Here is a 13033-nt window from a genome sequence, read left to right on the forward strand (position 1 = left end):
GTGGGGTTCCGATTCGGCCCGCGCGCTGACAGGGCGGCGGCGCCGAAAGTGGTGAAGCAAGAAGGGTGCGCGGAGCGCGGTGCTCAGTGTGCCAAATGCGTGTGAAAGCCGCTCGATCGATGCAGATCACCCCTGATGGGGCTGCAGGACTTCCACCGGCACGCGCGGCGACAGGGCGCACATCAACTCGTAGCCGATCGTGCCGCAGTGCTGCGCCACCTCGTCGATCGACAGCAGGCTGTCGTGCGGACCGCGGCCCCACAGCGTGACTTCGGTGCCCAGGTGGGCCTGGGGCACGGCGCTCAGGTCCACGGCCAGCATGTCCATCGACACGCGGCCGATCAGCGGCACGCGCACGCCATCGACCAGCACGGGTGTGCCGGTGGGGGCGTGGCGGGGGTAGCCGTCGGCGTAGCCGCAGGCCACCACGCCGACGCGCATCTCGCGCTCGGCGGTGAAGGTGCTGCCGTATCCGACTGTGTCGCCCGCCTTGAGGTGTTGAACGCCGATGAGCTTGCTGTGCAGTGTCATCGCGGGCTGGAGGTTCCAGTGATGGGCGTCGTGTTCGGGGTAGTCGGGCGAGGCGCCATAGAGCATCACGCCAGGGCGAATCCAGTCGCCGCGGATGGCCGGGTCGTGCGCATGGCGCAGCGTGGCGGCGCTGTTGCACAGGCTGCGCTCGCCGCTCAGGTCGGCCGTGTGGGTGAGGAAGACCTCGGCCTGCTGCGCGATGCCCTTGGGGCTGTCGGCATCCGAGAAGTGGGTGATGAAGGACACCTCGTCGACCTGGGGTAGGGCGCTCAGGCGCAGCCAGGCGTTGCGGAAGGCCTGCGGCGTGAAGCCCAGGCGGTTCATGCCGGTGTTCATCTTCAGGAACACGCGGTGCGGCCATTCGCTCTTGTGCTGGGCCAGCCAGTTGATCTGCTCTTCGCAGTGCACCACATGCCACAGGCCCAGGCGCGAGCACCATTCCAGGTCGCGGGCGTCGAACACGCCTTCGATCAGCAAGATGGGGCCGCGCCAGTCGAGGTCGCGCAGGCGCTGGGCCTCGGCGATGTCGAGCAGGGCAAAGCCATCGGCGCTGCGCAGTCCTTCGAACACGCGCTGCAGGCCGTGTCCATATGCATGGGCCTTGACGACTGCCCAGACGCGGGCATCGGGGGCGCATTCGCGGGCTCGCTGCAAGTTGTGGTGAAGGGCGTCGAGGTGGATCAGGGCTTGGAGCGGGCGCGGCATGGATGTGATTTTGCCACCCTGGTGGCGGCGCGCCAGCGCCTCCCTTGTTCATGCGTCAGCTTGTCGGGCTCCGGCGTGCAGAATGGGAGGCCGTGCTATAACCGGCGGCCGTAGATGTGACCGGGGCTTCGTGGTGCCAGGACATGTTCGTCGGTCTGGCATGCAACTCACGAAAAACGATCTCTCACGACGCTCGCGCATGAAAAAAGGCTTTTACACCATCATGGCGGCGCAGTTCTTCAGCTCGCTGGCCGACAACGCGCTCTTCGTCGCTGCGGTGGAACTGCTCAGAACCGACGGCTCGCCAGAATGGCAGCGAGCGGCCCTGGTGCCAATGTTTGCGCTCTTTTACGTGATTTTGGCGCCTTTTGTGGGGGCTTTTGCGGATGCGTGGCCCAAAGGCAAGGTCATGTTCATCTCCAACGCCATCAAGGTGGTGGGGTGCCTGATGATGCTTTTCGGCTCTCACCCCCTGCTGGCCTACGCGGTGGTGGGGCTGGGTGCTGCGGCTTACTCGCCGGCCAAATACGGCATCCTCACCGAGCTGCTGCCGCCATCCCAATTGGTCAAGGCCAATGGCTGGATCGAAGGTCTGACCATCACCTCCATCATCCTGGGCGTGGTGCTGGGTGGGCAGCTGATGGGTCACACCATCGCGCCGTGGTTGCTGTCCATCGATCTGCCTTGGGTCGACACCGGGATCCACACCCCCGCCGAGGCCGCCATTGCCACCCTGATCATCCTCTACGTCATCGCCTCGCTGTTCAACCTGCGCATCCCGCGCACCGACACGCCGCTGCAGCCCTACGCCGCCAACCCGCTCTTCCTGGTGCGTGACTTCGCTTCGTGCAACTCGCGGCTGTGGCGCGACAAGCTGGGCCAGATCTCGCTGGCGACGACCACGCTGTTCTGGGGGGTGTCGGGGAACCTGCGCTACATCGTGCTGGCCTGGGCCGCCGTGGCCTTGAGCTACGACACCACGAAGGCCTCGGCCCTGGTGGGGGTGGTGGCCATTGGCACGGCCGTGGGTGCCGTGTGGGCCTCGGTCAAGATGCGCCTGGACCGGGCCACGCTGGTGATCCCTCTGGGTGTGGCGATGGGTTTGCTGGTGCTGGGCATGAACTTCCTGCGTGACATCACGGTCACTGTGCCGTTCATGATCATCCTCGGCGCCCTGGGTGGCTTTTTGGTGGTGCCCATGAATGCGCTGCTGCAGCACCGGGGGCACAACCTCATGGGGGCCGGGCGCTCGATTGCAGTACAGAACTTCAACGAGCAAGCCTGCATCCTGTTGCTGGGCCTGATGTACGCTGGCCTGACCCATTCCGGCTTGTCAGCGTACGGTGCGATCACGGCGTTTGGCCTGGTCGTGGCCAGCACCATGCTGCTGATCGGCCTGTGGCATCGCCGCAATGTGCGCCAGTACCCTGATGAGGTGGCCCGCCTGCTGGAGATCGCGCGCAGCGATGGGCATCACCACCCTCATTGAGCGGCCGTGGCGGTCCGGAAACAAGCCCTTACATCGCTTTACACGCCGTGTGTCTGCGGGGCCTGAGGGCAGCGCGTTGAAGTCTCAAAGGAGAACTTTCATGCGTACCTCATCAATGAAAACATGGCTGTCGCGTCTGACGGTGATGGCGGGTCTGGGTTTGGCCGCGGTGGCCGCGCAGGCCGCAGACAAGGTTTACTGGGCGGTCAATGTCGACGCGCCGGTGCAGGGCGTGGGTCGCGTGAGCACCGCCGTCTCCAACACCCGCGGCGGTGTGTACACCCAACCGGGCGTCGTGGTGTACGCGCCGCCACCCGTGGTAGTGCATCACCCGCGTCCGCCGGTGGTGGTCATGCCGGGCCATGGATACCGCCCGCTCCCTGTGGTGTACGCGCCGCCCACCCGCATGTACCGTGAAGACCGGGCTCGCTGGGGCCACGATCACCGTCGGCACCACCACCACCACCATCACCATCACCATGACGATCGTCGCGGTGGTCGCCACAACGAGCGTGACAACGACCGCGGCGGCTGGCAGCGCCGCTGAGCGCGGCGGGAGCCGGCAGATCGACAGCCAGGGCGCGGGGAGCGCCGTGTCAGCGGCGGCGACTGCCGCCCAGCAGCGAGCCCAGCACGCCGCGGATGATCTCGCGGCCCACGGTCGAGCCGATGGTGCGCGCGGCCGATTTGGCCACCGTCTCCAGCACCGAGTCCTTGCGGCCGCTGCCTTGCAGCAGGTCACCCAGCCAGCCGCCTCCTGATTCCGCGGGCGCGCTGCGGCCGGTCCGTGAAGGGGCAGGGCGGGGTGTCCGCACGGCATCCTCAGCCTCGTCGCGCAGGCTGCGGTTCTCGGCATCCTGCGGGGCCGTCGGCGCAGCGGCACCCGCGGCGCGGCCCTTGAGCTTCTCGTGGGCCGACTCTCTGTCCACCACCTGTTCGTACACGCCCGCCACCAGCGACTGGCTGATGAGGGCCTGACGCTGCGCCGGGGTGATCGGGCCGATCTGGCTGCCGGGGGGCACCACGAACACACGCTGGGTCACGCCGGGGCGGCCCTTTTCGTCGAGCAGGCTGATCAGGGCCTCGCCCACGGCCAGCTCGGTGATGGCCGTGGCGATGTCCAGGCCTGGGTTGGCGCGCATCGTGTCGGCCGCCGATTTGACGGCCTTCTGGTCACGTGGGGTGAAGGCGCGCAGCGCATGCTGAACGCGGTTGCCCAGTTGGCCCAGCACGGTGTCAGGGATGTCCAGCGGGTTCTGGGTTACAAAGTACACGCCCACGCCCTTGGAGCGCACCAGGCGCACGACCAGCTCGATGCGCTCGACCAGGGCGGCGGGCGCATCCTTGAACAGCAGGTGAGCCTCGTCAAAGAAGAACACCAGCTTGGGCTTGTCGAGGTCGCCCACCTCGGGCAGGCTTTCGAACAGCTCCGACAGCATCCACAGCAGGAAGGTGGCGTACAGGCGGGGCGAGTGCATCAGCTTGTCGGCCGCCAGGATGTTGACCACGCCCTTGCCATCGACCGTCTGCATGAAGTCGCTGATGTTGAGCATGGGCTCGCCAAAGAAGCGGTCGCCGCCTTGCTCTTCGATTTGCAGCAGGCCGCGCTGGATGGCGCCGATGCTCGCCGGGCTGATGTTGCCGTAGCTCGTGGTGAACTGGCTGGCGTTGTCGCCCACGTGCTGCAGCATGGCGCGCAGGTCCTTGAGGTCAAGCAGCAGCAGGCCGTTGTCGTCGGCCACCTTGAACACCAGTTGCAGCACGCCGGCCTGGGTGTCGTTCAGGTTGAGCATGCGGCCCAGCAGCAGCGGGCCCATGTCCGAGATGGTGGCGCGCACGGGGTGGCCTTGCTCGCCGAACACGTCCCACAGTGTGGTGGGGCAGGACTGAGGCGCTGGCGGTTCGATGCCGCGCTCGGCCAGCACCCCGGCCAGCTTGGGCGAGACGCTGCCCACCTGCGAGATGCCGGTCAGGTCGCCCTTGATGTCGGCCAGGAAGACGGGCACGCCCAGATTGGACAGGCCTTCCGCCAGGCCCTGCAGCGTGATGGTCTTGCCCGTGCCTGTGGCGCCGGTGATCAGGCCGTGGCGGTTGGCCAGGGCAGGCAGCAGGTGGCATTCGGTCTCACCGTGCCGGGCAATCAGGATGGGGTTGGCCATGATGCGGGGGCTCCACAACAGTCAAAAAAATCGGACTTCGGTCGGTCTGACGGGGCGTGCGTGCCGCATGATCCGGGTCAAGTCCACCGACAGGTAAAATCACAGTATCGCCCAGCTTGCGCTGCGGCCCTTTTCATGCGCGCGCCGGTGTTTCGCCGGGGCGCCGTCTGTCGTTCACATCGCACATTCTCATCCGGAGCAACACGCCATGGCCGGTCATTCCAAGTGGGCCAACATCCAACACCGCAAAGGTCGCCAAGACGAGAAGCGCGGCCGGGTGTGGACCCGCATCACCCGTGAAATCATCGTGGCGGCCCGTGCCGGGGGCGCCGACATCAACATGAACCCGCGCCTGCGCCTGGCCATTGAAAAGGCCAAGGCGGCCAACATGCCGGCCGACAACATCAAGCGCAACGTGGACAAGGCCACGGGCAACCTCGACGGGGTTACCTACGAAGAAATCCGCTACGAAGGCTACGGCATTGGCGGCGCGGCCATCATCGTCGACTGCATGACCGACAACCGGGTGCGCACGGTGGCCGAGGTGCGCCACGCCTTCAGCAAATACGGTGGCAACATGGGCACCGAAGGCTCGGTGGCCTTCCAGTTCAAGCACGTGGGCCAGTTCCTGTTTGCCCCGGGTGTGAGCGAAGACAAGGTGATGGAAGTGGCCCTGGAGGCCGGCGCCGAAGACGTGCTCACCCACGAAGACGGCTCCATTGAGGTGCTGAGCACCCCGGCCGACTTCGAGGCCGTGAAGACGGCGCTGGAAGGCGCCGGTCTGAATGCCGAAATGGCCGAGGTGACGATGCGTGCCGAGAACACCATCGAGCTGACGGGCGACGATGCGGCCCGCATGCAGAAGTTGCTGGATGTGCTGGAAGACCTGGACGATGTCCAGGAGGTCTATCACAACGCCGAATTGAATTGAGTGAATTGAGAGAGCAGGTCACTGTATGAACATCCTCGTCATTGGCTCTGGTGGCCGTGAACACGCCCTGGCCTGGAAGCTGGCGCAGTCGCCCAAAGCCTCCAAGGTGTATGTGGCCCCCGGCAACGGCGGCACGGCGCGTGATGCGCGCCTGGTCAATGTGCCCATCACCGACGTGAAGGCCCTGGCCGATTTTGCCCAGGCCAACAAGATCGTGCTGACCGTGGTGGGCCCCGAGGCCCCGCTGGCGGCGGGTGTCGTGGATGAGTTCCGCGCCCGTGGCCTGCGCATCTTCGGTCCCACGCAGAAGGCCGCACAGCTGGAAAGCTCCAAGGCCTTCGCCAAGGACTTCATGAAGCGCCATGGCATCCCCACGGCCTTCTACGAGACCTTCACCGACACGGAAGCGGCCCATGCCTATGTGGACAAGCACGGCGCGCCCATCGTCATCAAGGCCGATGGCCTGGCGGCGGGCAAGGGCGTGGTCGTGGCCATGACGCTGGAAGAAGCCCACCAGGCCGTGGACTGGATGCTGCTGGACAACAAGCTGGGCGTGCAGCACAACGCGGGCGGCGCCCGTGTGGTGATCGAAGAATTCCTGGCCGGTGAAGAGGCCAGCTTCATCGTCATGTCCGACGGCAAGAACGTGTCGGTGCTGGCCACCAGCCAGGACCACAAGCGCCTGCTCGACGGCGACGAAGGCCCCAACACCGGCGGCATGGGTGCGTACTCGCCCGCTCCGGTGGTCACGCCCAATGTGTACGCCAAGGCCATGCAGGACATCATCCAGCCCACGCTGGCGGGCATGGCCAAGGACGGCATCCCCTTCACCGGCTTCCTGTATGCCGGCCTGATGATCGACGCGCAGGGCAACCCCAAGACGCTGGAGTTCAACTGCCGCATGGGCGACCCGGAAACCCAGCCCATCATGATGCGCCTCAAGAGCGATCTGATCGACGTGTTCCTGCACGCCACCGACGGCACGCTGGACCAGGTCGAGCTGGAGTGGGACCGCCGCGTGGCCCTGGGCGTGGTGCTGGCCGCCGCCGACTACCCGCTCAACCCACGCAAGGGCGATGTCATCACCGGCTTGCCGGCCGATGCCGACGACGCCATGGTGTTTCACGCCGGCACCACCATGGGCGAAGACGGCCAGATCCGCACCAGCGGTGGCCGCGTCCTGTGCGTGACCGCCTTGGGCGACTCCGCCAAACTGGCCCAGCAGCGCGCCTACGACTACATGCGTGGCATCCAGTTCGACGGCATGCAGTTCCGCACCGACATCGGCTGGCGCGCCATCAAGGCCCGCTGACCCGGTGCCGGCCCCCGTTGACCTGACGCCCACCCCGACGCCCATGAGCACGCCCATGAACACCGACGCCGTTCGCACCTACCTGCTCGGTCTGCAGGACCGCATCGTGGCGGCCTTTGAGGCCGAAGACGGCACGCCCTTCCTGCGCGATGCCTGGACGCGGGCGCCTGGTGAACGCCTGCAGGGCGACGGTTGCTCTCGCCTGGTCGAAGAGGGCCAGGTGCTCGAGCGCGGTGGCTGCAACTTCTCGCATGTGAAGGGGCCGCAACTGCCGCCCTCGGCGACGCAGCACCGGCCCGAGCTGGCCGGTTGTCCCTTCGAGGCCATGGGTGTGTCGCTGGTGTTCCACCCGCGCAACCCCTATGCGCCCACCGTGCACATGAACGTGCGCATGCTGGCGGCCCACAAGCCCGATGGCAGCGTGGTGGCCTGGTTCGGGGGCGGCATGGACCTCACGCCCAGCTACGGCTTTGCCGAAGACGCCGTGCACTTCCATCAGGTGTGCAAGGACGCGCTCGCTCCGTTTGGCGACGACAAGTACCCGCGCTTCAAGACCTGGTGTGACGAGTACTTTTTCCTCAAGCACCGCAACGAAGCCCGCGGCATCGGCGGCATCTTCTTTGACGACTTTTCCGAGCTGGGCTTCGACGGTGGCTTTGCCATGATCCGCTCGGTGGGCGATGCCTTCACCGAGGCCTATCTGCCCATCCTGCAGCGCCGTCGCGACACACCCTACGGCGAGCGCGAGCGCGATTTCCAGGCTTATCGCCGGGGCCGCTATGTCGAGTTCAACCTCGTCTGGGACCGGGGCACCCTGTTCGGCCTGCAATCGGGCGGTCGCACCGAAAGCATCCTGATGTCGATGCCGCCCATCGTGAAGTGGCGCTACGACTGGCACCCCGAGCCGGGCACGCCCGAGGCCGCGCTGTACACCGATTTCCTGCCTGCGCGGGACTGGGTCTGAGCCTTTGACGAACGCTGCGCGTGTGACCGAGCCGGATGCCCCTGCAGACGTCCGCACTGCGGTGCGTCGCGTCGGGCTGATGGGCGGGAGTTTCGACCCCGTTCACGTCGCGCACGTCGCGCTGGCCGAGACCGCCCTGGCGCACCTGCAACTCGACGAGGTGCGCTGGATCCCGGTGGGGCAGGCCTGGCAAAAGCAACGCAACTTGGCCGATGGCGCTCACCGCATCGCCATGGTGCAGGCAGCCACCGCCCACGAGCCCCGGTTCGTGGTCGACCCGATCGAGGTGCAGCGTGCCGGCCCGTCTTACACGTTGGACACGGTGCGGGCGCTGCAAGCGGCGCAGGGAGCCGAGCCAGACATCGCCTGGTTCCTCATCATGGGGCAGGACCAGTACGCCAACCTGAGCACCTGGCGCGACTGGCCCGAGCTGCTGGGCCGTGTCACCGTGGCGGTCGCCTGTCGGGGCGACGAGCCCCCTCGGCCCTCGGCAGAGCTGGCGGCCCATCCCCACCGGGTGGTGACCCTGCCTCTGCCCGCGCTGCACGTTTCATCTACCGAAATCCGGACCCGTCTGGGTCGCGGAGACGATCCTTTCTCTCTCGTGCCCGCTCTGGTGTCCCTGCCAGTGGCGCGCTATATTGCCAACCATCAACTCTATGCCTCCGGGCGCACCCCACTGAATGGACATCCGTAAACTGCAACGCGCCATCGTCGATGGCCTGGAAGATGTCAAAGCCCAAGACATCGCCGTGTTCAACACCGAACACCTGTCGCCGCTTTTCGAGCGCGTGATCATCGCGACGGGCTCTTCCAACCGTCAGACCAAGTCGCTGGCCACCAGCGTGCGCACGTCGGTCAAGGATGCCGGTTTCCCGGTGCCCCGCGTCGAAGGCGAAGAAAACGGCGAGTGGATCATCGTGGACTGCGGTGCGGCCGTGGTGCACATCATGCAGCCCGCCATCCGCCAGTACTACCAGCTCGAAGAGATCTGGGGTGAGAAGCCCGTGGCGATCAAGACCAAGGCCAAGGCCGGTCTGGTGAAGGCCTCCGAGCCGATGGACGATGAAGCGCCGGCCAAGCCCAAGAAGGCCGCCGGCAAGACCACGTCCGCCCGCAAGGCCGCCACCACGGCACCGGCCGCCAAGAAGCCTGCGGCGAAGAAGGCCGCTGTGAAGACGGCTGCCGCCAAGCCCGTGGCCGCGAAGAAGGTGGCTGCCAAGAAGGCCGCTACCAAGACCGCGAGCAAAGCGGCTGTGAGCAAGACCACGGCAGCCAAGCCGGTCGCCGCCAAGAAGGTCGCCAGCAAGACGGTTGCAGTGAAGAAGGTGGCCGCCAAGAAGGCCGCGACCAAGACGGCCGCCACGGTGAAGAAGCTGGTCATCAACGCGCCTGAGAAGAAGCCGGCCGCCAAGAAGGCCCCGGCCCGCAAGGTCGCGGTCAAGAAGGTGGCAGCCAAGAAAGTCGCCGCCAAGCCGGTGGCCGTGAAGAAGGTGGCCGCCAACAAGGCGCCTGCCAAGAAGACCACAGCCAAGAAGACGGCCCGCTGATGAAGCTGACGGTGGTCACCATTGGCCACCGCCTGCCTGACTGGGCGAACGAAGCGTGCGAGGACTACCTCAAGCGCTTCCCGCCCGACTGGAAGGTGGAGGTCAAGGCCCTCAAGGCTGAACCCCGCGAAGGCAAGCCCGTCGCTGCCATCATGCAGGCCGAAGCCGCCCGCATGGAAGCGGCGATCGACCGGGGCGTGCGCCGCGTCATCCTCGATGAACGCGGCTCGCGCCTGACCAGCGTGCAGCTGGCCGAGCGCACCGAAGCCTGGCTGCACGATGGCCGCGATGTCGCCCTCATCATCGGTGGGGCTGACGGCATCGACCCGGCGTTCAAGCAAACCGCCGATGAGGCCATTCGCCTGTCGGACATGACCTTGCCGCACGCCCTGGCGCGTGTGCTGCTGCTCGAGCAGCTCTACCGCGCCTGGTCCTTGCGCAACAACCATCCCTATCACCGTGCCTGAGATGCCCGATCACGCCGCCCCTCCCTGGCTGTATCTGGCCTCGCAAAGCCCGCGTCGCCGCCAGCTGCTCGATCAGCTGGGGGTGAGCCATCGCCTGCTGCTGCCTGATGCGCACGAAGACGCTGAGGCGCTCGAAGCCGAGTGCGCCGGCGAGTCGCCCGAAGACTATGTGCAGCGCGTGACCTTCGCCAAGTGGGAGGCCGCGCGCGAGCGCTTGGTGCGCCGCCGTGCCGAGGTGGGGTACGACTGGTTGGAGGCGCCCATCTTGTGTGCCGACACCACCGTGGCCCTGGGCGACCAGATTCTCGCCAAGCCGGTCGACGATGCCGATGCGGCCCGCATGTTGGGCTTGCTGTCCGGGCGTACCCATCGCGTGTTGACGGCGGTGGTGGTGCATGGGCAACTGCGCTTGAGCACCTCGCACGTGACCTGGCGTCCGCTGGACGCCGACGAGATCCGTCGTTATGTGGCCAGCGGTGAGCCCATGGGCAAGGCCGGGGCCTACGCCATCCAGGGCCGCTCCGGCGCCTGGACGCAGCACATCGATGGCAGCTACAGTGGCATCATGGGCCTGCCCCTGTTCGAGACGGCCGAGTTGCTCAAGCCGCTGGGCTGGGTCTTCTAGTTCCTGCCACAAGGGGCTGCGTCATCGCCATGTCCGCGTCCGCTCCGTCCTCGTCTGAACGCCGCCGCGTGCTGGTGGCTGGTGCCACCGGCCTGGTCGGGCGTGAGCTCTTGCACCAGTTGTTGGTCGACCCGACGGTGGGCGAGGTGAGGGCGCTCACCCGGCGTCCCATGTCGCGCCGTGAGCTGCTCGGCCGCGCGGGCCACCCGGCGGGTGACGAGCGTCTGCAGGTCTGCGAAGTGGACTTCGACCGGCTCGATCGCCATGTGGCGCTGTTCGAGGTCGACTGGGTGTGCTGCGCCATGGGCACCACCATCCGCAAGGCCGGCTCGCAGGCCGCGTTTCGCCAGGTCGATTTCGACTACCCCTTCAAGCTGGCCCAACTGGCGCGCGCGCAAGGGGCACGTCAGCTCTTGCTGGTCAGTGCGCTGGGGGCCGATGCCGACTCCCGCTTGTTCTACAACCGCATCAAGGGTGAGCTGGAAGACGCGTTGGCCGAGCTGGAATACCGCAGTGTGTGCGTGGCCCAGCCTTCGCTGTTGGCGGGTGAGCGCGGTGAATTCCGCCTGGCCGAGCGCCTGGGCCTGGCTCTGGGCTGGCTGATGCCCGATCGCTACAAACCCGTACAGGCCGCGCAGGTCGCGGCGGGCCTCCTGTCTGCGGCACGCGACGAGCGGCCCGGCTGGCATGTGCTGAGCAACGTTCATCTGCGTGGCATGCGGTAAATTGCCGCTCATGCCCCAATCACAAGACATCCTCATCAACTGGACGCCCCAGGAAACCCGCGTCGCCATCATCGAGAGCGGGGCCGTGCAGGAGTTGCACGTCGAGCGCACGCTGGAGCGCGGTCTGGTCGGCAACGTTTACACCGGCAAGGTGGTGCGCGTGCTGCCTGGCATGCAGTCGGCCTTCATCGACATTGGCCTGGAGCGTGCGGCCTTCCTGCACGTGGCCGACCTGCACCGCGAGGACGGCGCGGCCCGCTCGCACCCGCGCTCGGCCGAGGTGCAGGTGCCGATCGAAAAGCGCGTGCACGAGGGCCAGACCCTGATGGTGCAGGTGATCAAGGATCCGATTGGCAGCAAGGGCGCGCGCCTGTCCACCCAGATCAGCGTGGCCGGTCGCCTGCTGGTGTTCCTGCCGCAAGACGACCATCTGGGCATCTCGCAAAAGATCGGCTCGCCCGAGCTGCGTGATCAGTTGCGTGAACGCATGCTGCGCCTGTTGGGCGAGGCCGACAGCCGTGAAGGCCGCACCCGCTCGGGCGGTTTCATCCTGCGCACCAATGCCGAAGACGCCAGCGACGACGAACTGGCCGTGGACATCGCTTACTTGCGCAAGACCTGGGCGACGATCCGCGAACACGGCATGAAAGCGCCACCGGGCACCTTGCTCTACCAGGAGCTGAATCTGGCCCAGCGCGTGCTGCGTGATCTGGTCAACGAGCAGGTGCAGAGCATCCGCATCGATTCATTGATCCAGTTCGATGCGCTCAAGACCTTTGGCGAGGAGTTCACCCCCACCTCGGTCGAGAAGCTGCAGCACTACAAGGGCGAGCGCCCCATCTTCGATCTGTACAACATCGACACCGAGATCGAGCGGGCGCTGGCGCGGCGCGTGGAGCTCAAGTCGGGTGGCTACCTGATCATTGACCAGACCGAGGCCCTGACCACGGTCGACGTCAACACGGGCGGCTATGTGGGCGCCCGCAACTTTGACGAAACCATCTTCAAGACCAATCTGGAGGCGGCGCAGGCGATTGCGCGCCAACTGCGCCTGCGCAACCTGGGTGGCATCATCATCGTCGACTTCATCGACATGCTGCGCGAAGACCACCGTGAGAACGTGCTGGCCGAGTTTCGCAAGCAACTGGCCCGCGACCGCACCAAGCTGACCGTCAGCGGCTTCTCGCCGCTGGGCCTGGTGGAGATGACGCGCAAGCGCACCCGCGAGTCCCTGGCCCACATGCTGTGCGAGCCCTGCCCGACCTGCGAGGGGCGCGGTCAGGTGAAAACCGCGCGCACCGTCTGCTACAACATCCTGCGCGAGATCCTGCGCGAGGCGCGCCAGTTCAGCCCCAAGGAGTTCCGCGTGGTGGCGAGCGCGGCCGTGGTCGAGATGCTGCTTGACGAGGAAAGCCAGCACCTGGCCGGCCTGAGCGACTTCATCGGCAAGCCTGTGTCGCTGCAGACCGAGCCGTCCATGTCACCCGAACAGTACGACATTGTGTTGCTGTGAGGGAACTTGGTGCCGTCCCGCGGCACAATGTCGGTCTGTCCTCATTTTTGTCAGGTAACGGA

General features: G+C 66.4%; 13 protein-coding genes. 11 read left to right on the forward strand and 2 right to left on the reverse strand.

The genetic code is table 11. The annotated features are described in order from the left end of the window. Positions 1-126 precede the first annotated feature (126 nt). The gene (alr, locus tag RBT42_RS08215) at positions 127-1236 is read right to left on the reverse strand and encodes an alanine racemase (RefSeq protein WP_320363984.1); all 1110 of its coding nucleotides are present in this window, start codon (positions 1234-1236) and stop codon (positions 127-129) included. Between the two features lie 199 nt (positions 1237-1435). On the opposite strand from alr, the gene lplT reads away from it, so the two are divergent. Further along, a complete protein-coding gene (gene lplT / locus RBT42_RS08220) occupies positions 1436-2725 on the forward strand; it encodes a lysophospholipid transporter LplT (RefSeq protein WP_320363986.1) in 1290 nt (429 codons plus the stop codon). 100 nt (positions 2726-2825) lie between these two features. Then, complete coding sequence (locus RBT42_RS08225) at positions 2826-3272, forward strand: hypothetical protein (RefSeq protein ID WP_320363988.1); 447 nt, start codon at positions 2826-2828, stop codon at positions 3270-3272. A 49-nt stretch (positions 3273-3321) separates the two neighbouring features. Here RBT42_RS08225 and RBT42_RS08230 read toward each other — a convergent pair whose 3' ends face one another. Then, positions 3322-4884, reverse strand: a complete 1563-nt coding sequence (locus RBT42_RS08230; protein WP_320363990.1) for a helicase HerA-like domain-containing protein — start codon at positions 4882-4884, stop codon at positions 3322-3324. Positions 4885-5092: 208 nt separating this feature from the next. On the opposite strand from RBT42_RS08230, the gene RBT42_RS08235 reads away from it, so the two are divergent. Genes RBT42_RS08235 through rng form a run of 9 tightly spaced genes read left to right on the forward strand, consistent with a single transcriptional unit; the run spans position 5093 to position 12971 of the window. Then, positions 5093-5815 carry a YebC/PmpR family DNA-binding transcriptional regulator gene (locus RBT42_RS08235; RefSeq protein ID WP_320363992.1) on the forward strand — a complete coding sequence of 241 codons (723 nt, stop codon included), beginning with the start codon at positions 5093-5095 and terminating at the stop codon, positions 5813-5815. Between the two features lie 25 nt (positions 5816-5840). Then, positions 5841-7127, forward strand: coding sequence for a phosphoribosylamine--glycine ligase (gene purD / locus RBT42_RS08240; RefSeq protein WP_320363994.1), 1287 nt, complete (start codon positions 5841-5843; stop codon positions 7125-7127). 55 nt (positions 7128-7182) lie between these two features. After that, positions 7183-8091 carry an oxygen-dependent coproporphyrinogen oxidase gene (gene hemF, locus RBT42_RS08245; protein WP_413785873.1) on the forward strand — a complete coding sequence of 303 codons (909 nt, stop codon included), beginning with the start codon at positions 7183-7185 and terminating at the stop codon, positions 8089-8091. 22 nt (positions 8092-8113) lie between these two features. After that, positions 8114-8788 carry a nicotinate-nucleotide adenylyltransferase gene (gene nadD, locus RBT42_RS08250; RefSeq protein ID WP_320363999.1) on the forward strand — a complete coding sequence of 225 codons (675 nt, stop codon included), beginning with the start codon at positions 8114-8116 and terminating at the stop codon, positions 8786-8788. After that, complete coding sequence (rsfS, locus tag RBT42_RS08255; RefSeq protein ID WP_320364001.1) at positions 8775-9641, forward strand: ribosome silencing factor; 867 nt, start codon at positions 8775-8777, stop codon at positions 9639-9641. Before nadD ends, rsfS begins: the two co-directional genes overlap by 14 nt. Further along, positions 9641-10108 carry a 23S rRNA (pseudouridine(1915)-N(3))-methyltransferase RlmH gene (gene rlmH / locus RBT42_RS08260; RefSeq protein ID WP_320364003.1) on the forward strand — a complete coding sequence of 156 codons (468 nt, stop codon included), beginning with the start codon at positions 9641-9643 and terminating at the stop codon, positions 10106-10108. Before rsfS ends, rlmH begins: the two co-directional genes overlap by 1 nt. A gap of 1 nt (position 10109) precedes the next feature. Continuing rightward, a complete protein-coding gene (locus RBT42_RS08265) occupies positions 10110-10733 on the forward strand; it encodes a Maf family protein (protein ID WP_320364005.1) in 624 nt (207 codons plus the stop codon). Positions 10734-10762: 29 nt separating this feature from the next. Further along, positions 10763-11458 carry an NAD(P)H-binding protein gene (locus tag RBT42_RS08270; RefSeq protein WP_320364007.1) on the forward strand — a complete coding sequence of 232 codons (696 nt, stop codon included), beginning with the start codon at positions 10763-10765 and terminating at the stop codon, positions 11456-11458. 10 nt (positions 11459-11468) lie between these two features. Continuing rightward, entirely contained in the window at positions 11469-12971 is a 1503-nt protein-coding gene (rng, locus tag RBT42_RS08275) for a ribonuclease G (protein ID WP_320364009.1), read from the forward strand. Positions 12972-13033 lie beyond the last annotated feature (62 nt).

It is taken from the genome of Aquabacterium sp. (assembly GCF_034003525.1).
Classification (GTDB): domain Bacteria; phylum Pseudomonadota; class Gammaproteobacteria; order Burkholderiales; family Burkholderiaceae_C; genus Aquabacterium.